At 43.6% G+C, this 22,761-nt stretch carries 18 protein-coding genes; 2 read left to right on the top strand and 16 right to left on the bottom strand.

Translation table 11 applies throughout. The annotated features are described in order from the left end of the window. Nucleotides 1-9: 9 nt before the first annotated feature. The 12 genes from BN1691_RS05380 to BN1691_RS05435 form a co-directional block, all read right to left on the bottom strand. Nucleotides 10-1,428, bottom strand: a complete 1,419-nt coding sequence (locus tag BN1691_RS05380) for an ABC transporter substrate-binding protein (protein ID WP_048601225.1) — start codon at nt 1,426-1,428, stop codon at nt 10-12. Nucleotides 1,429-1,497: 69 nt separating this feature from the next. After that, entirely contained in the window at nt 1,498-2,919 is a 1,422-nt protein-coding gene (locus tag BN1691_RS05385) for an ABC transporter substrate-binding protein (protein ID WP_048601226.1), read from the bottom strand. A 98-nt stretch (nt 2,920-3,017) separates the two neighbouring features. Next, entirely contained in the window at nt 3,018-4,421 is a 1,404-nt protein-coding gene (locus BN1691_RS05390; RefSeq protein WP_048601227.1) for an ABC transporter substrate-binding protein, read from the bottom strand. A 52-nt stretch (nt 4,422-4,473) separates the two neighbouring features. Continuing rightward, nucleotides 4,474-5,898 (bottom strand): ABC transporter substrate-binding protein, encoded by a 1,425-nt coding sequence (locus tag BN1691_RS05395; protein WP_048601228.1) that lies wholly within the window; start codon nt 5,896-5,898, stop codon nt 4,474-4,476. Between the two features lie 65 nt (nt 5,899-5,963). Next, a complete protein-coding gene (locus BN1691_RS05400; RefSeq protein WP_048601641.1) occupies nt 5,964-6,845 on the bottom strand; it encodes an ABC transporter ATP-binding protein in 882 nt (293 codons plus the stop codon). Nucleotides 6,846-6,855: 10 nt separating this feature from the next. Then, entirely contained in the window at nt 6,856-9,690 is a 2,835-nt protein-coding gene (locus BN1691_RS05405) for an ABC transporter permease (protein ID WP_231638352.1), read from the bottom strand. Between the two features lie 50 nt (nt 9,691-9,740). Then, complete coding sequence (locus BN1691_RS05410; RefSeq protein WP_048601230.1) at nt 9,741-10,880, bottom strand: efflux RND transporter periplasmic adaptor subunit; 1,140 nt, start codon at nt 10,878-10,880, stop codon at nt 9,741-9,743. Beyond that, nucleotides 10,840-11,526, bottom strand: a complete 687-nt coding sequence (locus tag BN1691_RS05415) for an ABC transporter ATP-binding protein (protein WP_048601231.1) — start codon at nt 11,524-11,526, stop codon at nt 10,840-10,842. Before BN1691_RS05415 ends, BN1691_RS05410 begins: the two co-directional genes overlap by 41 nt. A 157-nt stretch (nt 11,527-11,683) precedes the next feature. Next, nucleotides 11,684-12,301, bottom strand: a complete 618-nt coding sequence (locus BN1691_RS05420; protein WP_231638353.1) for a DNA-3-methyladenine glycosylase — start codon at nt 12,299-12,301, stop codon at nt 11,684-11,686. Next, entirely contained in the window at nt 12,270-13,271 is a 1,002-nt protein-coding gene (locus BN1691_RS05425; RefSeq protein WP_048601233.1) for an HD-GYP domain-containing protein, read from the bottom strand. The genes BN1691_RS05420 and BN1691_RS05425 overlap by 32 nt, the downstream gene beginning before the upstream one ends. Before the next feature lie 130 nt (nt 13,272-13,401). After that, on the bottom strand, nt 13,402-13,926 hold the full coding sequence (locus BN1691_RS05430) for a GDYXXLXY domain-containing protein (RefSeq protein WP_048601234.1): 525 nt from the start codon (nt 13,924-13,926) through the stop codon (nt 13,402-13,404). Next, nucleotides 13,923-15,122 (bottom strand): DUF2157 domain-containing protein, encoded by a 1,200-nt coding sequence (locus BN1691_RS05435; protein WP_147545686.1) that lies wholly within the window; start codon nt 15,120-15,122, stop codon nt 13,923-13,925. Before BN1691_RS05435 ends, BN1691_RS05430 begins: the two co-directional genes overlap by 4 nt. A gap of 314 nt (nt 15,123-15,436) precedes the next feature. On the opposite strand from BN1691_RS05435, the gene BN1691_RS05440 reads away from it, so the two are divergent. Then, nucleotides 15,437-16,789, top strand: a complete 1,353-nt coding sequence (locus BN1691_RS05440; RefSeq protein ID WP_048601236.1) for an MFS transporter — start codon at nt 15,437-15,439, stop codon at nt 16,787-16,789. Nucleotides 16,790-16,930: 141 nt separating this feature from the next. Further along, nucleotides 16,931-17,974 carry a low-specificity L-threonine aldolase gene (gene ltaE / locus BN1691_RS05445; protein WP_048601237.1) on the top strand — a complete coding sequence of 348 codons (1,044 nt, stop codon included), beginning with the start codon at nt 16,931-16,933 and terminating at the stop codon, nt 17,972-17,974. A gap of 69 nt (nt 17,975-18,043) precedes the next feature. Here the strand turns inward: ltaE and BN1691_RS05450 are convergent, their stop codons facing one another. Genes BN1691_RS05450 through BN1691_RS05465 form a run of 4 tightly spaced genes read right to left on the bottom strand, consistent with a single transcriptional unit; the run spans nt 18,044 to nt 22,721 of the window. Then, nucleotides 18,044-19,999 (bottom strand): molybdopterin biosynthesis protein, encoded by a 1,956-nt coding sequence (locus BN1691_RS05450; RefSeq protein ID WP_048601238.1) that lies wholly within the window; start codon nt 19,997-19,999, stop codon nt 18,044-18,046. Between the two features lie 11 nt (nt 20,000-20,010). Beyond that, nucleotides 20,011-21,240 carry a molybdopterin molybdotransferase MoeA gene (locus tag BN1691_RS05455; RefSeq protein ID WP_048601239.1) on the bottom strand — a complete coding sequence of 410 codons (1,230 nt, stop codon included), beginning with the start codon at nt 21,238-21,240 and terminating at the stop codon, nt 20,011-20,013. A gap of 38 nt (nt 21,241-21,278) precedes the next feature. Further along, on the bottom strand, nt 21,279-21,875 hold the full coding sequence (gene mobA / locus BN1691_RS05460; RefSeq protein WP_048601240.1) for a molybdenum cofactor guanylyltransferase: 597 nt from the start codon (nt 21,873-21,875) through the stop codon (nt 21,279-21,281). Nucleotides 21,876-21,905: 30 nt separating this feature from the next. Further along, nucleotides 21,906-22,721, bottom strand: coding sequence for a formate dehydrogenase accessory protein FdhE (locus BN1691_RS05465; protein ID WP_048601241.1), 816 nt, complete (start codon nt 22,719-22,721; stop codon nt 21,906-21,908). Nucleotides 22,722-22,761 lie beyond the last annotated feature (40 nt).

Here is a 22,761-nt window from a genome sequence, read left to right on the forward strand (position 1 = left end):
ACGATTAAACTATTTCGTGCTATGATCATTCGTGTCCTTCGATTCATCCGCCTCAGCAATAATCCTTTGTAATGCTTCATCTAACTGAACTTGGGTCTGTTGAAGTGCAGTATCCCCATCCACTTCACCATTGTACATCTGCATAAAATTCTTCTGATAAATATCCATCAGATTCCACCCAGCTTGATACTTCTCCGTTAACTCTGTTGGCAGTGGATTCATATTCTCAATGGGCTCCAGCTTATAGAAGGCTTCGTAATTCAGTTCTAGTCCCTGCTGCTTCACGTAATCTGCACGTGGGATAAAAGCATACGTATTGCTCTCTGCCTTTACTTTAGCCACTTCATCACTGGAAATATAGTTCACAAAATCCTTCGCGGTCTCTAAGTTTGGCGTATTCTTGTTAATAACAACAATCTCATTCACATAGATCATCCCACCTGCATTAGGTCGGTCAGCTTGAACAGGGATGGTCACAATATCCCAGTTAAATGGTCTTTCCTTTACACCTAACATCATCATCATTGATTCATCAAGATTCATGATCTGAAAAGAACTTTTAATTGACATCGCCGCTTTACCAGCCATGAATGGATCATCCGCATATGGTTCTGGCTCCACGCCTTCCTGCATTGCTGCCTCCCAATCAAAAGCAGGAGAGAACACATCAGCGTCTTTTAATGCCTTGATCTTTTGCCAAAGTGCTTTCCACTCAGGAGTATTCACTGTAACCGTTTGTAAATCTTCCCCTACAAGCATTAAACCTTTTTGTGCTGCCTGTATGCCTAAGAGTTCTAATGCTTTTCCTTCTCCACCTACTTCAAGACCATAGATACGCTCCTCACCGTCACCGCTACTCATGCTCTCAGCGAGCTGAAAGATCTCGTCCCAAGTCATATTATCAGTGGGATAGGGCATATTGGCTGCATCAAACAAATCTTTGTTATAGCAAAGTGCAGTACTACCGAAACTTAAAGGAAGACCATACAATGAGCTATCGCTTTTTAATTTTAAGGTATCTAATACCGTAGGAATCAAGTCTTTTAGACTACTTTTACTCTCTTTGATTATACTATCCATTGGCTGGAGATAACCATCTTGTGCCAAACGCTCCATCGTCTCCAAATCCACAATCATCACATCCGGAGCATCTTCTTGATCCAGTTTCGATTTAATGATCTCATAAAATGGTCTCTCATCATCTTTACTAACTTGATCCATGTAGGCACTGGTTTTAATCTCTACATTCTTATGTGTTAATTCGTAGTAGTTCACATACTCTTCCTGTAACGACTCTACATTATAACTAGCGATATGCAATTGCCTTGGTTCCTTGGAAGTATTCACTTCATTACTTGACGAACAACCTGCTACTACCACAGAAAATAGTAAAATGAGACTTAGAACAGACAGCGTTGCCTTCTTCATGATTTACCGCACCTCAGCTCTTTGGATGAATATTGTCCTCATGATGTTTTATCTTTTCAAGCTTCTACATTACGGTGTCGTTTCTGCTGGTACTTCACGATCTTCAGGTGTTTCACCTTCGTTAGTTTGCTTCTCCTTTTGCTCAAGAGCTCGTTCTAGACCTTCTTGCATCTGTTTCTGTGCAGTTTCTAAGCCTTTATCCACATCGATCTTACCATCCATCACTTGATTATAATTGTCCGAGAGGGGGCTCATTACTTCCCAGGCACCTTCATAGTTATAAAGAAAGTCCATGGGGATAGGTAAGATCGTATCAACAGGCTCCAATTTATAGAGCGCTTCGTAGTTAATTTCTTTATCAGTTTTTTTAACATACTTTATTCGTGCAGATGTATCATAATTGGACTTCGTTAAGACCTTGGCCAGCTCATCGCCAGATACATAGCTTACAAAATCCCAAGCTAAATCTAAGTTAGAGCTATTCTTATTGATGGCAATTACACTATTAACAAAGATGATACCGCCATAACCAGGACGATCTGCCTGCACGGGTACTGTGACAATATCCCAGTTAAATGGTTGGACATTCTCATCCTCCATTTGGAAGCGCTCATCGATAAAATTGATTTCAAACGAATCTAGTAATGCCATAGCCGCTTTACCACCCATAAATGGATTATCCGCAAATGGACCAGGTTCTACCCCAGATTCCATCGCTTCTTCCCAATTAAAGGTTGGTGCAATAATGCCATCAGCAATGAGTTCTTGACCTTTTGCCCAGATTTCACGCCATTCTGGTGTGTTTAATGAGACATTCTTTAACTCATCATCTATAAGCATTAATCCACGTTGTGCAGCTTGAAGATAAAGGTAATTTTCATATCCATAACCTAGGGATAATCCATAGGTACGATCTGCACCTTCGCCTTCACTAAAATTACGTGCAAGATCATAGACTTCATCCCAGGTCATATTATCGGTAGGATAGGGAATGCCAGCTGCATCAAACATATCCTTATTATAGAAGAGGGCTGTTGAGCTAAAGGAGAGCGGGATTCCATAAAGTGTACCATTCCCCTTCTTCTTCAGATAATCGATGACACCTGGCACGTACTCATCTAAATTATACTTTTTATTTTTGGCTAAACTATCAATCGGTTGGAGATAACCATCAGCAGCTAAGCGTTCCATTATTTCTGGTTCAAGAAATAAAACATCTGGTGCATTCTCGTTATCTAGTAATTTTTTAACTGCAACATATCGATCTTCTTGATTCTCTGAATTAGGGTCTTGGTATGCGACCATGTTTACTTTCTTCTCTTGATGGGAAATTTCATAGTAATCTGCATACTGTTGATAGGCATCTGGATAATCACTTGCAACGATGATCTCACCAGGTCCTTCTACCGCTCCACTGCTTGAAGAGCAGCCGGTAAGTACCACGGTGAATAGGAATACAATACTTAATAAAGTTAGCATTAACTTTTTCATGATGACACTCCCATAGTTGATTAAATTATTTTCTCCCTCCAAGTATCCTACTCGGAGGGAGAAACAGGTTGACTCTTCTAATCCTTGAATCAGCTTGATCAGGATCCAGGTTGTGTGGATCCTTCTTCCTCTGCCTTTTTCTCATGCTCTTCAATAACTCGATCTAAGGCCTCTTGCATCTTATTATGGGTCTCTTCTAAGCCCTTATCTAGATCCGTCTTACCCTCCATTATGGGTGTCAAATTCGAACTAAGTGGATCTAAAACGCCCCACCAAGCATCATATTTTTGCATAAACTCTTCAGGAATAGGGAAATAAGAGTCAACAGGCTCTAGCTTATAAAGTGCCTCATAATTGATATTTTTCCCTTCCTTTTGAACATATTTCGTCCGTGTAGGTGTTGCATAATTTGATTTGGATAGAATTTTTGTTAATTCATCTCCTGTGATATAGCTCACAAAATCCCATGCAAGATCTAGATTGGATGCATTTTTGTTGATTACAACAATATCACTAATCCCCATCATTCCACCATAACCAGGAGTATCTGCTTGTCTTGGTATTGTAACAATATCCCAGTTAAATGGTTTGGCTTCTTCCCCAGCCCATTGGAACTGCTCATCGAGATAGCTCACTTCATAAGAGCTCAGAATCGCCATGGCTGCTTTCCCGCCTAGGAAGGGATTATCAGCAAATGGGCCAGGTTCAATCCCTTGCTTCATCGCTTCCTCCCAATTAAAGGTGGGAGCAGCGATGCCCTCCTCAATCGCTTTTCTTCCTTCCTCAAAAATACTCCGCCACTCTGGTGTATTGATGGAGATCGTCTTCATATCATCATTCATGAAGGTGACCCCTCTTTGTGCAGCTTGGAGGAAAACGAATTGTTCATAGCTATAGCCAAGGTGGAGACCGTAGGTACTGTCTAGTCCTTCGCCTTCGCTAAAGTTGCGCCCTAAATCATAAACTTCCTCCCAACTCATATCATCTGTAGGATAGGAAATACCAGCTGCATCAAACATATCCTTGTTATAGAAGAGAGCATTACTATAAAAAGAGAGTGGAATCCCATATAGCGTTCCATTACCCTTTTTCTTTACGTAATCCATAATACTTGGAATAAAGCTATCTAGATCATACTTCTTATTCTTTGCTAATGTATCAATGGGCTGTAGATAACCATCATCAGCTAAGCGAGATAGCGTATCCACATCTAGAAAGAGCACATCGGGAGCATTCTCACCATCTAAGAGTCTCTTTACTGCAGTATAGCTATCTTCCCGTTCTTGCTCTGGGTCATCACTCTGAAAAGAGACGACCTCCACTTCTTTCCCTTCATGGGAAATCTCATAATAGGTTTTATATTGTTCGATTCCTTCTTTATACTGTCCAGCGATCACAATCTTGCCTGGCCCATCGATGCTGGTATTACTAGATGAGCAGCCACCTAATACTAGTGTTGCTAGTAAAATACCTGTCAATATGGTCAGTGTAAGCTTTTTCATGTTCCATCTCCTCTCCATCATTAAGCAAGATCTTTTGCTTGAAGCAAAGTAGCTATTGATCCTGATCCTCCGCTTCTAAATTGGCTAGAGTGCGCTCAGCATCTTCCTGATATTTTTCCAAGGCCTCATCCACAGTGAGCATACCTTCGATTACTTGGTTAAAATACATCTCACCATTCCACGCAATCTCTCGAACCTTATCCAAAGTCGGATCATAGGAGGAATAATCAAAGATTCGATTTAATTCTGGGGTTTCTGTACGTGTAGTAAAGGCTTGCTTGTTTAACTCCATGCTGGTTGGAATCATATACTCTTCAACCGTACCTAACATACCACGGGAGCGTCCTTTAACCTCCATCATCTTGGCAGACATGTTGAAGCTAATAAAATCCCATGCAGTGGAAGCATTACTTGAATTTGTAGGAACAGCGAAAAACCATTCTAAGCGAATCGGTGCCCCCATATTGGTATTGGATGATGGACTAGGGAAAGCAACAATGTCATAGGCGAATTTCTTCGCATTACGATCATATTTGAATGTATCCTCTAGGCGGCTAACATCCTGAAGAGTCATGACGCCCATCGCGGCTAAATTGCCATGAAAAGGTGTACGCGACCAAGGAATCTGATCTTCGCTATATCCAGCATCGATATAATCTTCATATCTTACTGGGCGGGCAATCTTTTTCTGCTCATATGCATCAGCAAACATGGACCAAAGCTCTCGCCATTCTGGCGTATTCAGATAAGCCGTCTTGGTGTCTAAATCCACGGGATTGAGTCCCAACTGCGCTGCATAAATGTTAATATATTGGGAAATCTCCCAGCTATCACCTAAGCTTACGCCATAAGTAGCTTCAATCCCTTCGCCTTCATTAAAGTTCTCACCAAGGGTAAACAGGTCATCCCAGGTCATGTTATCTGTAGGATAAGGTTGATTAAAGCGATCAAACATCTCTTTGTTATAGGCGAGCACATAGGTATCAAATGTGGGAGAAATGGTGTATAGTGTTCCATTCCCCATCCCTTGTAATTTATCTCTCACAGCGGGAACCATTTGGTCTAGATTAAATCCTTGATCTTGTTTCATAAAAGTATCCAATGGTTGGACGATTCCATTATCAATCAAGGCTTGCATCATCGACTGATTATTCAAAATGACTAGGTCTACTGGATGATCCTCAAGCTCTTTGATAACTTCCTGCACTGGGTCAGGTCTTTCCTCGTTTGTAGAGCTCCATCGACCTCGATGATTACGATAAGGATCGATATCGACAAATTCTACCTCTACATTGGGATTGGCCACCTGAAAATAGGTCACCCACTCATTGCGAATCCAATCCTCTCCTTCACCTGCTACACGCAAGACCTTCGGTTCCTTCGTGTTCGTCTCCTGGTTAGTTCCACTGGAGCATCCTGCTAACACCGCCGATAGACCAACAACAACCACCATCATTAAGGCGAACCACTTTTTCAACTCTTCTCTCCCCTTCGCTATTTCGTTCTACAATACTAGATGAGACATATCCCTACTTCGTTACGTTAACTTACGGTCTCCTCAGCTTTTCCATGGAGAGCATGGGGAGGATGGATCACTATTTTTTCTCCATCGAACTCTAGTGACACCTTATTATCGATGTGCAATGCTCGCAGATACTCCTCAGGGATTTGAAGGCGACCTACTTTATCCACAACGGCATACTGTTCATGACCTGCTCCTACTCCATCAGATGATTGCTCCCCATCTTCTCTACGTAGGAATTCCGTACTGGTAAGTCCATCACGGATGGCTACAACACGATCAACCTTATATGCCAAGCTCTGATCGTGGGTAACAATCACCACAGTAACCCCCATCTCTTGATTCACGTGGCGGAATACATTCATCACCTGGTCAGAGGTAGTCGTGTCCAATGAACCTGTAGGTTCATCAGCCAATAACAGTTGTGGGTCATTCGCTAATGCGATCGCGATAGCTACCCGCTGTTGTTCACCACCAGATAGCTGATTTAGTTTGCTATGCAACCGTTCGCCTAGTCCAACAATTTCTAGTAGGTGAATGGCTTTTGCTCGATCATGTTTGCCATTGAGCATCATCGGTACTTCCACATTTTCTAGCGCGGTTAAGTAGGGGATGAGATTACGGGCATTGTTTTGCCAAATGAAGCCGACAGTATTTCGTTTATACTCCACAAGCTGTTCCTCTGTAACCTTGAGGAGATCCCACTCCCCCACCTGTACCTTTCCAGCAGAAGGGTGATCCAATCCGCCAAGCATATTAAGCAGTGTCGACTTCCCACTACCACTGGTACCGATAATCGCCATCATTTCACCCTTCTTCACCTCAAGATTGAGCCCTTGAAGGGCGACGACTTCAATATCTTCGGTTTTATAGATTTTTACGAGTCCTTCGCAGTGAATCATATTCTCCATATTATCGCTCCTCGCCTAGTTTCACCGCTTGGTGAATTCGTAAGCTACGCATTCTCATCACCAGTAGACCCACGCCAATCGCCATCATGATCAGTACGACCACAAACATATTGGTCAGATCTCCTTGCTCAAAGACCACGCGGAACGGTGGTACCTGTGTAGCGGACCCCTCTGCACTCTGTAAGAATGGTAGAAAAGCGTAACTTGCAACACGACCAGCAACAATCCCTAAGAAGATGGAGAGCCCCGCTGTAAGCAATTGCTCCACCATCAGGGTGGTGGTTAACTGTCGCCTTGTCAAACCAATGGCACGCAATACCCCAAACTGCAGGGTTCGTGCTCGCAGGCTAAAGAACCAGAATAGTACATAGCCAAGCAAGGAGATGAGAATCGAGATTAAAAATCCGAGACTAAGAATTCCATAAACACCACCACGAGATGGATGCTTATTCTGAATAATTTGGTCCGTTCTCGTATCAACCACCTTGGAGAGATAGATCCCTTTATCAGCTAAACCATATACAAGGTCGCGAACACTTCCACCATCTTGCATCTTAAACCAAACCTCATAAGGACGCATCGGTAATTCCTCATGAATATAGCTGAGGTTGGTAATAAAGAATGGCTTATCATTGGGGTTTAAGGTAGGCCAGTATGGAACTGTCGCTACCACTACGAACTCTACAGGCTGTTGCTGAATAATCAAATTGACTTGATGCCCTGGTTCAATCCCATTCTCCTTGGCAAACTTATCAGAAATAATCACACCCTGTGCATATACTCCAAGGCCATTTAAGTATTTATCAGATGTTGCAGGGTTAAGACCATCACGGAATTGGGCCACCTTATAGAACGAGTCATTATCAATAGCCATCATATTCCCCTTGCCAAGACTCCGCTTCGCCACAGAGAGGGTGACTTCATCCTTATAAACCCGTGTTGCTTCTTCAACCCCCTCCATATTACGATAAATTTCAAAGGGAGGTTCTACATATCGAATAGGAATACGACTATAGTCAATTCCACCTTGACCAGGCATGCTCCCTGGTCGTCCGCCTGGTGCTCTTGAACCACCAGAATTGTTATTGCCTCCTTGTTGCTTCTCTAACTCCTTCTGTAATGCTTCTTGATCCGCATGACCTTCCCAAATAGCTTGAAGTACCACATCAGCACCATTTTGATACCAGAGGCGATCATTGGAGTTCATATCGATGGTTCGAGCTGCTGACGAATTATAGACACCCAAGCCAAGGGTAAGGACAAGGAGTAACATGATGGGATGATATTGTCGTGCAGACCGCGCCAACTGTGTCATTCCCAAATAGACAGAGGTAGGCGCATACTTCTTACTAAGAAAGAGTAAAGACTTTAACAAAAATGGAAAAAGTCGTAAAAACAAAAGTCCTACAGCAAATAAGGAAAGGGCAGGAACAAAGAATGTTAAAGGATGTACCTGCAGTTGGTCAGCTGTTAGTCCTGTCTGAACCAACGTAAGCTCTCGCTGTTTAAAGAGGTACCAGCCATACCCAGCCACTCCTAATAGGATGAAGTCAAAGCCGAAGCGATACCAGAATGGTTTCTTCGATTTACGTGCCATCTCTTGCTTGTGGTTAACAATGCTTTGCTTCGCATATTGAATAGCAGGAATAACACTAGCTAATACTGCAAATAAGACTGCAGCTAAACCATATAAAATAGCCGTTAATGATACTTCGATTGGAATGGTTTTTCGACTGACAAATTCTAGAAAACCGCTGGAACTCCCGATACTCTTCGCCATTATAAAGCCGAGAATTCCACCGACAAAGAGTGCGACCAAACCGAGGATGATCCCTTCCAATAAATAGAGCCAAAAGATCTGCTTGGTACTCCCACCACGACTTCGCAGTGTAGCGATATCCTGTTGCTGTCTTTCTAGGGCTTGTCGAGAGTTCATGGAAACATAGTAAAAGACTAGCACAAGAATGGGAGCAACCAGTGTAAAGAGTAGTGTCTTCATCTGTTGGTTCTGTACTCGGAAGTACTCTAAGGTATCATAAAAGCTAATCTCAACTTTGGTGTAAGGTAATACTTGATTCAGCTGATAATCTAGACCTTTCAACCATTTAGCAGTCTGGGCAATCTGCTTGGTCTTCATCTCACCGAGATTATATTTTAGATACCAAGAAGCTTCACCGAGGGGAACCTCTTGCTTCTGGAGGATCTCATCAAGAAAGACAGTTTCAGAAACCAGAAACTGATTGTTTAATCGATCAGTTCCTTGGAACCAGAACGTATCATCAGGATTTTTTACCTGATAGGCTCCAACCACTTCAATGACTAATGGCTTCTTACCTTGTACAGGATAACGAAATTGTGTGCCCACACTAAAGTTCTTAATATGCAGAGCATCCTCCGGCACGATGGCTTCAATGACACCGTTGGGAGCCTTGTCAGAATACATTCGTCCTTGGACAATCTCAATCTGTTTTTCCACTTCTGAGGCCACACCTACGCCCATCTCACGGCGACGGCTGGGATCTACAGCATCAGGATCCACGGGGGTGATCCGTTCGTTCCGTAATCCCATGGTTTCATAGAGCGTCTCATTAGGAAAGCCAGCCTGCATTGTCACTTCTTCAGCAACATACTTGCGCATGGCATTGAATTTATCTAGTTCTGCCTTCTCACTACCCATCCGTTGATAACGGAGGACCATGGAACCAGCTGGTAAGCCTTCACTCTGCGCTTCCAGTTCTTTATTAACGAATCGTTGCATCGAACCATCAGTATACATGGGAATGCTCGTCGTGAGTGCGACGGCAATGATCAAGCCCAGTAACGAGCTTCCCGTCAACCAACGGTTACTCCACATTTTCCTAAAAAGAAAACGAAAGATTTGCATGACTATCGCCCTTCGACAATCTGACCTTCTTCAAGGCCTGAGATTATTTCCACCTTGGTTGCCGTCTGCATTCCTACTTCAACATCCACTTCGCGCTTGTTACCCTCTTTATCAATCACTTTCACGTAATTACGTCCTCCATAGGTACGTAATGAAGCAGGAGGAATATAAAGTACATTCACCTTTTCCTGCAGGAGAACAGAGACACTGGCTCTCATTCCTCTTGTTGCAGAATCCGGTACCTTCGGTAACTCAATGAGTACATATTCTTTAATCTTCTCTTCAGGTTTCTTCTCTTGACTGTCATAACGACCGCCATAATAATTATTGTTATTATTTTGATTATCATCAGTTATCGGAAGACGCATAATTTTACCTGTGATGGCTGCCGCTCCACTGATTTCAACTTTTACTTCTTGACCAATATACATGTCCTTCCACTTGTCTTCTGTGGTTTTAAAACCAACCACTAGCTGATTCGTATCAGCAACAAAAATTACGGACTGGTTCTTTATTGAGGTGTCCCCTTCTTGGCGATACACATTGATCACTTCGCCAGCAAAAGGAGCAGTGATTTTTGCATCGTTAGCCTGCCCAATGAGATCCTCATATTCTTGCTTCTTAATTTCGTAAAGTAATTTTGCTTCTTCAACTTGAATCTCGCGGTTTAACTCTGCGGTGTTATCATCTTCCTGTTCATTGCTTACATCTTCCCCACGGAGAACCTTGACGAGATTATTTTTAGCATCTTCCACCTCTAACTTTTTTTGAAGGATTCGTAATTCAATTGATTTTTCATCCTTCTCTTTCATCTCTAACTCCGCTAAAAGCTGGCCCTCAGTAACTTTATCGCCAGCCTTCACATGAATCTTTTTAATCTCTTTTCCTTCAATTTTAAATGATAAGGACTGCTCGCGAAGAGAGACCATCTCTCCCTTCCCTTTGAAGTATTCCTGAATATTGCCCCGCTCCACTTTGTACTCTGGTTTTTTCGAAATGGGCGGAGGTGCAATAACCGGAATCACTTCTTCCTCTTCCTCCTTAGGAAAAAGAGAACATCCTGGTAAGATGGTAAAAATCAATGCAACGACCAGGAGAAGTTTACTGAACTTGTAAGCGCCCGTCGACCATTTCATAAACATGATCTGCAACCTCCATTATGGTGGGATCATGGGTAGTCATACAAATCGTGATCCCTTCTTCTTTAACTAATTGGCGAAAAATATCCATGACATGATGAGCCGTCTTCGAATCCAACTCTGCTGTAGGCTCATCAGCAAGAATAAATGTAGGATGATGAACGATTGCTCTTGCGATGGCGACCCGTTGTTGTTCACCACCACTCATCTCAAACGGACGGTGTTTTGCCCGCTTCGTCAATCCTACCAATTCCAAGCATGTTGCCACTCGTTCTTTCCATTCACTGCGTGGTACATGGGCTAGGCGGCAGCCTAACTCCACATTCTCCTCTGCGGAAAGAAGAGGCATCAAGGCGAAGGATTGAAAGATAAATCCGTAATTTTTTTGTCTTAATCGTGTTCGTTCATCATCGCTCAGTTCATTCAGGTTCTGATCACTAAACCAGACCTCTCCAGATGAGGGAGTATCTAATCCACCTATAATATTTAATAGTGTCGTCTTCCCTGAACCTGAGCGACCCTTTAGTATAACCAGCTCACCCTTGTCAATCTCCATCTCAATATCCTTGAGAACATGCAGCTCCCGGTTCCCAGCTGGGAACTTGCGTTGCACATGATTGACGCGGATTAGGACCTGATTCTCCTCCATGACGCTCTCTCCCTTTCTCCTTTCAAAAATCTTCTACTCCCTTTTATAGACGAACGAGGTGGGCAATAAGTTACAACAATTTCTTTATGATCACATAGCGAAGATAATGCGTAGAAAATTGGCTAAACAAAAAACCTGCTAAGTATAGCAGGCTCCCTTACTTTTTTTTCGATGGTTTCACGGAAATACACGGATGGCCCTGAATAAAATAACGCCAAGGTCGGCCTACAAATTCTTCGGCATACGCAATATTGACCCGCGCCCCACTACTAATAATAAAAGGTTCTGTCTCACTTCCATGACGAAGGTAGAGTGACTCGCCAGCCACTAGATCATAGCCATAAAAGGCTTTATCAATGGCCAACGATTGACACAGCTTACCTGGGCCATTGGTGAGATTACAGAGATTGGGACGGGTGATCTTGCGATTATTTTTCATCGCTTCAATTCCCTCAAGAGGTTCAAGTGCACGGATCAGGACACCTTCAGGTTTTCCTGGTTGATTGGTAATCACATTGAAGTTATAATACATTCCATAAATGAAGTAAACATAGGCAAACCCGGCTGGGCCGAACATCACTTCTGTACGTGGAGTACGCCGATTGCCAAAGGAGTGAGCTGCTTTATCTTCTGGACCAAGGTAGGCTTCTGTTTCCACAATTCGCCCCACGAGCAATTGCTTATTTTGCTTTCGTACCAATTCCTTACCCAATAACTCCTGGGCCACCACGCGAGCATCACGATTAAAGAAGTCGTAGGAGAGTCTCCTTGTCACATTCCTTCCCTCCATCAATCAGGATCGTCGGTTCATCTTCTAGCGAGATTTCCTGCATATTACCTTTACGAACAATGGGACGTTGCATTAAATTACGAATCCCTGTAACCACCACTTCTTCACCTGACATTAAATGTACGGTTGTCCCTGGGGGATATGGTGGAACAGAACGAATAAATGCGCTTATGATCTCCGGCGCAAAAACCGTATCACTAAGTGCCATAATCGTTTCCATCACAAGATGTGGTTTATTTCCTCGCGATATCGCCTTTTCATAAAAATTGGCGATACTTACAATCTGTGCGTAGGGAATGATCTGCATCCCTCGGATCTCCCGAGGATAACCCTTACCATTCCAACGTTCATGGTGCTGATAGGACACGTGAGCACACATGAGGTTTAACTCATGAATATGACGAAGAAATTGAAAGCCTGCTTTGGGGTGCTCCTTTACTTCTTCAATAAGCACTTTCCCAATATCATGGAGCAGCGCCCCAAGAATCAAGTCACGCAACTGTATGTTATTGTATCCCATTTGGCGACCGATCTCCAAACTAAGAATGGCCACATTGACAGAGTGCGTGTAGAGCAGCAGATCCTTCGCCATGGTGGTAGAGGGAATTAATGCGAGGATTTTACGACGCTGAACTTCGATGATCAATTGTCCCGCAAGCTCCTGTAAAGCAATTAAGTTCAATTTCTCTTCCTTTTTCACTTGATTAAATGTCTGATGAACTATTTTCACTGCATCCATCCACGTAGGCATATCGAACATTTCATCCATGGTGATATCATGAGAGATTGCATCTTCAACAAAGAGATAACGAATCCCTAGTTCCTTTAATGTGGTTAAATATTTATCATGTATGGTCGCACCTTGGTTGAGTAGAACACGATGGTATTGATCATGGATCGGCTTCGCCAATTGCATCGTCTCTCGTTCATACTCATCAATCTCTATTAGCCGCACTGCCTACTCCTCCTAACAAGTTACAAAGCTGACATATATACCTTATAGGGTATATATTTGTCTGCAAAAAAAGCAGTGCCATGCACTGCCTTGCTCTTTCAAGTTGGTTCTGATCGAAATGCCGATTCTTTTATTTTATCACGATTTCTTTCACTCTGGCATATCCATTGGGAGTTACAAGTAATTCGATCTGAGCATTCTTTGTTGGATAGTGCCAATCCATTCGTTCATTTTCACTCACGTAGAAGCGATTTAGGTCATAATTCACCCAAAGCACAGGGCTTCTTAGATCATAGGTTCTACCTATAAGCATCACTTCGTCATCTGCAAGCGTAGGCTTGCTCCATGTAACACGGCTCACATCATATTTCTCTTCCGCTTTTGCAAGTACAACATAGACGATGATGCTATCGCGTGGCCATCCATCTACATTAGCCGGAGCTGGTTTTTCTACAAGATCCCAGCTAATATCACGAATGTCTAGACCAAACGAGTAATAAGTACCTGCCCAAGAACGAGAAGTCCCATACACTTCACCATCCAGAACTACAGCCTGACCGCCCCGTTCCATCCACAAGGTGGATAGAGGAAAGAGGGCGAGGATGAACATTTGAATCAGCATCACAATGATCAAGCGAGCACGGAATGATTTCATTCTTCATCCCCTCCTTTCCTCATCCAGTCATCTTTTTTCTTCTGCATCAGGTAGCTGATAGCAAAGAGAAGAAGACCACCAATCAGGAAGAAGAGAGACTTATTCATCATCTTCCAAGTAAAGAGCGAATAGCCTTGTAAGGTAGCAACAAGGAAGAGAATGAATCCGGTGTAATATTCCGCTTCATCATGTTGGCGAATTCCTACAGTAATAAAGTAGAAGGAAGCGATATAGAGCATAAGAATGTAAAACCATTCTACCTCCACCACACAACCTAAGAAAAGCGGAGTGAACAGAACAAGATCAAGAAAACGGATGGTTTTGCCTTGATGCCGGAGAAGCAGGAGATAGCCAATAGCAAGTAGACCGCCAATGCCTACAAGTGGAATGGAGCCAGCTGCTGTTTCTGGCAAACCAGTATCAATCCCAAATGCAAAGGTAAACAGAAATGCAATCAACAATCCGATATAGCGAAAGAAACGGTGAATGACAATCCTCTCTTGCCACAAGCTGACCAGTAGTAAGATCATGGCATAGATTAGCATCCAAAGACTACCTACTTGCGCTGAAAGGATCAGATACCATACATTGACGGAGAATGAGAGTAAAGCGACCAATTGTAATAACCCTGTCCCATAACGATAAAGATACGGAAGAAAGAGCAGTATAAAGACAAGCAAGTAATACCAATCAGATGAGCCATCCCAACCTCCACTCACCTGAGCAATATTGAGAACGATCAAACCAAAAATGGGGAACCACTGCATCTTATAGACATACCCCACAAGAAAAATCCCAATGCTCCATAAATAAAGGGCATTCTCTGATAAGAAAGGTGGATGGAAAAGCTGCTCAAACAAGAGTAGACCAACACCAAAAAGGAGGGTGCCCAGAAGTCCAAAAGATAAGGACCATGCCTTTAGACCACGGCGATCCATCTCATACCCCATATGATAAGAGAGTGACATCACCACATAAATAAGGATTACCTTCCACCATAAATCCATCCCCTGCCAATTTGCTGCAACAAAGCTTAGGGCAGCAAACCCGATAAGGATCGCGCCTAAAATCGTAAAAATCTGAATGGCAGAGATTCGCTTCTTATATAATTGAAGAATATTCTCACGTTGTTCTGCAGTAATGATTCCTTCTTCAACCCACATAGCAGAATGTTGTTGTAACCACCGATATCTCACGGCTTCATCACTTCCCTTCAGATCAAACCAATTCCATTATAGCTAGAATTGGCATCGTATGCTACGCTACAGATCAAATAGATCCTTCTTCCATAGTCTGTACTTAATTCGAATACATTAATCTAGGAACCGATCATTCACTCCATCCTTATACCTTTTTTTCGCTCCGACAAGGGGCGTGTAAAAAATCAACCGGAAGACTGATTTTTATGTTTTTTTCAAGTGTTATGCTAAAAGCATGACAAGTAGATCGAACCTTCTATGAAAGAGCAGCGTATGGACATGTATAGAAAAATGATAAAGGTGTGAGCGAGATGAGTGAACACAAATCGGTATTTGAAGTTTTTAAAAATCTGAATTACCGCAAACTATTCTTCGCCATGTTTACGCAGCAATTTGGCAGTGTTGTGGGGATGATGGCCTTTACGTTTTATCTTTTAGACCATTTTGCCGAACAGCCTCGCTATGTAACCATAACAGAACTGATGTTTTCCATACCTACACTCTTACTTTTCTTCATCGTTGGTGTTGTGGCAGACCGCTTCGACCGTCTGAAAATCGCCTATAGCTCAGACTGGATTCGCGCTGGAATTACACTTCTTATGATACTAGCTATCTATCTTCAATCGATTCCATTCTTTATCTTCTTACTCTTTCTCCGTAGCTCGGTGGCAAAATTCTTTATCCCTGCTGAGGCCGCATTAGTTCAAGGGATCCTCAAGGATGATGAATTCACGTCTGCTGCTGGTTTGAATCAAATGATGGGATCGATCTTCAACATCTTTGGGATCGGGATTGCTGCTTTGCTCTATCGAAGTGTGGGAATATACGGTACCATTATTTTGGATGCCCTTTGCTTCTGTATATCAGGAATTTTAATTCATTCCTGCAGAATTCCTAAAGAAGTTCGTCTGCCTAACGGTAAATCCAGTTGGAATGAATTTAACGTCAAAAGCGTACTTCATGACTTTAAGAATGGACTACAGTACATTCTTCATTATCCCTTACTTCGCAATTTGATGATCGGCTTCTTCTTCTTAGGTATCGTCAATGGTGGCTTTAGTGTGGCACCGCAGTTCTATCTTCGCTATGAAATTGCTAATGAGGATACCTATCAACAGTTCATGGCAATTTTAGGAATTATCTTTGGGATTGGTATTTTAATAGGAAGCATTATCGCATCCAAAGTTGCCCAGCGAGTTCAGCTACACATCATGCTAATTGGCGGACTAATTGGAAGTGGTCTGGCAGTATTTATCATGTCCATCGCGAGCTGGCTCACGAATTCAGATCATATTCTTTTTAGCCTTGGTGGTCTCCAGTTCTCGACTACACACCTCTTCTTCTTTTCCGGTACTGTGCTTCTTGCCCTTTGTCTCGCTTTTTGTAATGTAGGATTGGGAGGCTGGTTGCCCCGTGTTGTGGATAAGAATATGATGGGCCGTGTCCAAGGATGGATCGATCCTCTCATCATGCTTGCCCATACCGCTACCTTAGGCGTGATTCTCTTAATCTATCCCCTATGGGTTCCTACCGTAGCACTCTTCTATATTATTAGCGGTGCCTTACTCCTATCGGGTATCTTCTACTTAATCAAATTGCCACATCTTGTAAAATATAGTGAAAAAACTCCTGAGATTGCCGAGGAAAGCGCTCCAGTCAACTAAAAAGTGAAGCAAAAAGCTATCCTAATTGGATAGCTTTTTTTGTATTTTTGTTAATTTCTTTGCCACATTCTACTGCCATTGTGGTATCCTATCATTATATAATTTTTGAAATACAATGATATAGAAGGGATGCAAGCAAAAATGGAGGTAAGGATCGATCTACGAAGCGATACAGTTACACAACAAACAGAGGTAATGCGAAGAGCAATGTATGAGGCCAAAGTGGGAGATGATGTCTATGGTGAAGACCCTACGATGCGCCGCTTAGAAGAGCTAGCATGCGAAATGACAGGTAAAGAAGCTGCACTCTTTGCGACGAGTGGTACACAGGGAAACCAATTAGCCATCCTCTCCCATTGCTCTATTGGACAAGAGGTGATCGCTGAAGAATTGAGCCATATCTATACATTAGAGGGCGCTGCTCCAGCTGCACTTGCCGGTGTTCAGGTGAAACCCATTGCAGGGTTTCACGGCGCATTAACAGCCGAAGCAGTAGAAAGGGCCATTCATCCTCATGACATCCATAAGGGAGATATTGGTTTAATCTGTATGGAGAATACCCACAATCAAGCAGGTGGACGTGTTATTCCTCTCTCCAAAATGAAAGAAGTTTATCAGGTTGGTCAGAAATATAACATTCCAGTCCATGTTGATGGGGCGCGGATCTTTAATGCCATGGTTGCTAGTGGTACATCATTAAAAGAGTACGCTGCTACCTGTGATTCAATGCAATTCTGTCTATCCAAAGGCTTAGCTGCTCCTGTTGGCTCTCTCCTTGTTGGTAGTCGTCCCTTCATTGAACGAGCACGCCATTGGCGAAAACGAATGGGTGGTGGCCTGCGTCAATCTGGTTTCCTCGCTGCAGCAGGGATCGTCGCATTAACAGAAATGGTAGACCGTCTTGCTGAAGACCATATGAATGCGAAGCGTCTTGCCGAAGGATTACAAGAGATTCCTGGCTTCCAAGTTAATCCTGCTGATATTGAAACCAATATTTTGCTCTGCGACATTACTGGAACTGGGATGACCAGTACTCAACTCATTGATCAGCTACATGATGTTGGAATTATTGCTTCCGCATTTAATTCGAACTCGATTCGCTTTGTTACCCACCATGGAATTACCGCTGAGATGATCGATGAAGCATTACTTCGTATTAAGCATCTCATGACGATTACAGCCTAAAGAGAATATAAAGTCAGCATAAAGCCCACGAAAAACTCTTTTCCGTGGGCTTTGCTCTTTTATTTAACATTAATCCCTTGATGTTGTGGTAGTTGTAGTTGCATCATCAAAGTAAATGGGTTCTGGATGATCCACTACTTTATAGCCCCCAAGACGGTTCACTTCCTCCACGAATTGCGGTGAACTAATCACTTTGTAAAGGAGCCTTCCACCAGCACTTTCAAAGAATTCCTGAGTCATTAACAGATCATAAGACTCATCAGCTAGATAAATAAAATCCAACCCCATGGCCTTCGCTGCTGAGTAGATTCCTAATCCAACCGAATGAGGTCGTTCCTTTACTTCTGCAGCCACACTGAGATGGGTAAACATCTCGCGATTGTAGCCCTCAATCTGTTCAGGAGAAATCCCTGCTTTTCGCAACAGATGATCAAACAGCACCCTTGTGCCTGCTCCCTTTTGTCGATTCACAAATTGAATCTCTTTTTTGACTAAGTCTGACACCTCATGAATTCCATCTGGATTCCCCTTGGGAACAAACCAACCTTGTGCTCGCTTTAAAAAGGGGAGCAAAACCACAGCCTTTCCTGTAGCAAAGCGTTGTACAAACGAGCGGTTATACTCACCGGTCTCTGTATCGAGGAGATGAATACCTGCGAGGTGAGCTTCTCCCTTACGAATGGCTAAGATTCCAGCCATGCTTCCAGTATGAGCTGCGATAATCTGCCGTTCCACATCACGAGTCCGCATATGGGAAGAGAGTAGATCGATGGTTAAATCATGACTTCCCGAGAATAGAATCGACTTATCGATGGCTGCTTGTGACTGATAAAGTTGAATCTCCACCTCTTCACCCTGTTCTAATCCTAAACTATCTGGAGGAACCACTAATAAGCCATCAGCACGTACCATGGACATGGTTACACCTGCTGCTCTAGTTAGAGGGAGAGCAATATACTGACCATCTACCTGCCCTACATTGACACGGACAAAGTCTTCTGCTCCCATATTAGATACCACACGTCTTCCCAAACGTGCCTTCAAGGTGGAGCGCTGCGGTTCAGGAATTCCAAGATAATGACAGATTAAGGGACGCACAAACCACTCCATGGCTAGATATGCCGAGACTGGATAACCCGGTAAGCCAATGACAGGTTTACCATCGATCATGCCTAGAATAACTGGCTTACCTGGGCGCGTTGCTACACCATGGGTAAAGACTTCACCGAGTTCATTGAGGATATGTACGGTATAATCTTCCGAGCCTGCTGATGAGCCTGCATTGACAATGACCAGATCAGCGGCTTGTACCTGTTCCCGTAGTGTTCTACGAAGTAAATCAGGATCATCCTTCGTAATGGGCTGAAGGAAAGGATCTCCTCCCCACTCTTCTACATAGCTAGCAAAAACCGTCCCATTAAATTCAATAATATCCCCTGGATGCACCTCAGTCGTAGGTTGTACAAGCTCACTTCCAGTAGGAAGAATGGCTACCCGTGGTCGCTGTACTACAGGTACTTGTAAAATACCACCTGCTAATAGTGCACCGAGATCAACAGGGCGTAAGCGATGCCCCTGCGGAAGGATCATCTCACCATGCACCATATCCTCACCGATGGGGCGAATATCCTGCCATGGTGTAATCGGCTCAATAATTTCTACTGTATCATCATCCAATTGATGTATTTTTTCGATCATAATTACTGCATCCAATGGTGCTGGAATGGGGTCACCTGTATCCACAAAGATAAAATCCCGTCCCTTTTTCAAGGTGAGGGGATTCATCTCATGGGCTCCATAAGTGGTTTCTGCTCGCACTGCAATTCCATCCATAGCAGAAGCATGATAGTGAGGGGCAGACAGCTCAGCAAAAATAGGAGATGCAGTAATCCGCCCCAACGCTTGCTTCGTTGGCAACCACTCTGTCTCTCGCTTCAAATTCCAAGCATTCAATAGCTCATCCCTTGCCACAATCCGAGGCTTATCCTCTAAATAAATCTGCCGTTGAAAATCCCCTGTTTTCACCTCGTCATCTCCTATCGTAATCGTATTACTGGAGCAAGTTCCCCTTGCAAGACGCCCTCTTTTTCTGCTGCAATCTCCAGTAAACCATCACTTTGTACCAGGGTTGAGATTAACCCTGATTTGCCAATAATCGGTTCAGCCCACCACTCTCCCTCTTTCTCAAGCAGGCGTACTCGAATATAATCCGAACGACCTGCTGCGGAGTGAAGGTTTCTTGTGGATCGGGCGAACATATAAGGAGCAGTCTCCAGCTTCTCACCGCTAAGGCGTTGGAAGGCACGCTTCCCGAATCGTTGAAAAATCACCATGGCTGAGGCAGGATGTCCTGGTAAGCCGATTACCGGTTTTCCATTGGCATTGGCTATGATTGTTGGTTTTCCTGGTTTGATCGAGATCCCATGGACATAAACCCCTGGCTCCCCTAATTCTTGAATCACTTCTGTGGTGTAATCCTTTGCTCCCACAGAACTACCTCCAGACATAACCAACATATCAGCTTGCTTCAATAACTCTTCAGCTCTCTGCTTTAACGCCTCACGATTATCATGAACAATCCCACCATCAATATACTCGCCACCCCATTGACGAACCAATCCACCAACGGTCATGCTATTAATATCCCGAATCTGGCCAGGCCTTAATTCCTTTTGAGCAGCAGGAACAATCTCGTCTCCAGAGGAAAAGTAGGCAATGCGAAGGGGACGATAGACATCCACATGGGTAATGCCTAAGGAAGCTAATGCACCTAGCTCTTGTGGGCGTAGGCGCGTTCCTTGCTCCATAATGATTGAACCCAGTTGCACATCCTCGCCTGTTCGGATCACATTCTCCCATGGTGCTACCTGATGGTACACATTAAGTAATCCATCCAAGTTCTCACAATGCTCTATCATAACCACACTATCGGCACCAGATGGTAGCATACCACCTGTTGGAATGGAGATTGCTTCTCCAGCATGAAGTGGGGTCTCTGCCTGTTCCCCCATCTTCACTGAACCTACTACCTGTAAAAAGCCTGGCATGGTTTCAGAGGAGCCAAATGTGTCACTGGCTCGTACTGCAAAGCCGTCTACCGTGGAACGAGAAAAGGGAGGAACATGCTCTGGTGCCACGATGTCCGCCGCTAACACACGGCCAAGTGCCTCTAATAAAGGAAGTGTTTCCTTCTCCGTACAGGGTTTTACCTGTTGATCAATTAAGCTTGTTGTCTCTTCCACACTTTTTACTGAAAAAAACTGCACGGATGATCCCTCCCTTGTTCATCGAGTTGTAGTTATCTTTATTCTTGTTCAGCAATCTGCTGTGCCCGCTCATACTCTTCTGGACGATTCATATTGTAAAATGCTTCACCGATGGTGAGCTTCGCATTCTCCAGCTCTTTCTCATCAATATAACGAACCTTTACTTGTTCGAGGAGATCATTCATCCGAAGCTGATCACTCTTTAAGCATTCCTCAATCACCGGTACAAGTGCGCTTCGATAAACCGCAAACAAAGGATGTAATTGCCCCTCGATCCGAGGAACAACTGCATCAAAACCCTCTGCTTGTTCAACCAGATAGTGGGCAATTTCTTGGGAAATAAACGGCATATCACAGGCAATTACTAGGGCATAAGGATTAGAGGACAAATCTAGTCCTGCATGAATCCCTGCCAGTGGTCCCTGACCAGGGTAACGATCGGTTGTGATCGGAATCTGTAAGAATTGATAGGTTTCTGGATCATTGGTAACGAGAAGCACTTCGGGAAAGAGAAGCTGTAATCGATTACGTAAACGTGTAATATTCTGTTCTCCACCTACAGGCAGAAGCGCTTTATTTGTTCCCATTCTACTTGACTTTCCACCAGCTAGGATAATTGCTGTCGCATTTAACATCGTCTCAACACCTCTGATGAGTGATATAACTCAATTCTCCTGCTTTTTATCAGAAGGGTCAACTCCATAGCCGCGATTTTGCGCTACCAAATCCATGTGTAGTGTTTGAACATCCAATAATGCAGGACGCGTTTTCTTGATCCGCTTCCGATCATCCACTACCTTCAAATACCCATGGCACTCTTCACATACATGGAGCTGGATGGTATCCTCCTCTTCCACAGTGAAATATTTCATTGTTTTCGGATTTTGATTACCGCAATGTGAGCAGACGACACGGTTCTCATGCCATTCCCCTTCACAGCGTGGACAAACTAATGCCTTCCGACCGAGACGTTCCATTTTCGCCATACGGATCGGCTCACCACAGATCGGGCAGCCAGTGCCCTTCACATGCTGGTCGATCTTCGCCAACTCCTCCTGATAAACATGAGCTAACTCACGTAGAAAAGGTCTAATAGCATGCTCTGCCAAAAAGTGAGGTAACCAGCTCGCTACCCCTTCCTCCTCAGCTACCTGTTGAAAGTAATAAGTATTGCAGGCCACCGCTTCCTGCTGCCAACGTTCTGGATCTGCTCCAACTACTTTTAGCAAACGCTCAACATCCGGTTGCCAGCGTTGATCATATTCGCTGATCGCTGCAGCCAGTTGGGATATCCAATCTTGAAATAGCTTTAGATCTATATGGAATGGAATCTTCGTTACATGTGGGATCCCATCTGTTTTCAGGGGCCAGTTTGTTGGTAGAGAGTCATCGATTTGAACCTTTTTTTGCCATTCACTCTGCAACGCAACAATTTTCTCTTGCAACGCTAAATATTGTTCTGGAACGACGTTGACACTCATGGTTGCCACCTCATTTCATCAAAGAGGAAGGGCTGCCTGT

Origin of the sequence: Rubeoparvulum massiliense, assembly GCF_001049895.1 — a bacterium.
Classification (GTDB): Bacteria; Bacillota; Bacilli; order Rubeoparvulales; family Rubeoparvulaceae; genus Rubeoparvulum; species Rubeoparvulum massiliense.

Excerpts from the sequence above, each read along its gene's own strand:
- BN1691_RS05465 (WP_048601241.1), bottom strand. The coding sequence starts at position 22,721 with ATGAGTGTCAACGTCGTTCCAGAACAATATTTAGCGTTGCAAGAGAAA.
- BN1691_RS05410 (WP_048601230.1), bottom strand. The coding sequence starts at position 10,880 with ATGTTTATGAAATGGTCGACGGGCGCTTACAAGTTCAGTAAACTTCTC.
- BN1691_RS05385 (WP_048601226.1), bottom strand. The coding sequence starts at position 2,919 with ATGAAAAAGTTAATGCTAACTTTATTAAGTATTGTATTCCTATTCACC.
- BN1691_RS05430 (WP_048601234.1), bottom strand. The coding sequence starts at position 13,926 with ATGAAATCATTCCGTGCTCGCTTGATCATTGTGATGCTGATTCAAATG.
- BN1691_RS05415 (WP_048601231.1), bottom strand. The coding sequence starts at position 11,526 with ATGGAGGAGAATCAGGTCCTAATCCGCGTCAATCATGTGCAACGCAAG.
- BN1691_RS05380 (WP_048601225.1), bottom strand. The coding sequence starts at position 1,428 with ATGAAGAAGGCAACGCTGTCTGTTCTAAGTCTCATTTTACTATTTTCT.
- ltaE (WP_048601237.1), top strand. The coding sequence starts at position 16,931 with ATGGAGGTAAGGATCGATCTACGAAGCGATACAGTTACACAACAAACA.
- mobA (WP_048601240.1), bottom strand. The coding sequence starts at position 21,875 with ATGTTAAATGCGACAGCAATTATCCTAGCTGGTGGAAAGTCAAGTAGA.
- BN1691_RS05390 (WP_048601227.1), bottom strand. The coding sequence starts at position 4,421 with ATGAAAAAGCTTACACTGACCATATTGACAGGTATTTTACTAGCAACA.
- BN1691_RS05400 (WP_048601641.1), bottom strand. The coding sequence starts at position 6,845 with ATGATTCACTGCGAAGGACTCGTAAAAATCTATAAAACCGAAGATATT.
- BN1691_RS05440 (WP_048601236.1), top strand. The coding sequence starts at position 15,437 with ATGAGTGAACACAAATCGGTATTTGAAGTTTTTAAAAATCTGAATTAC.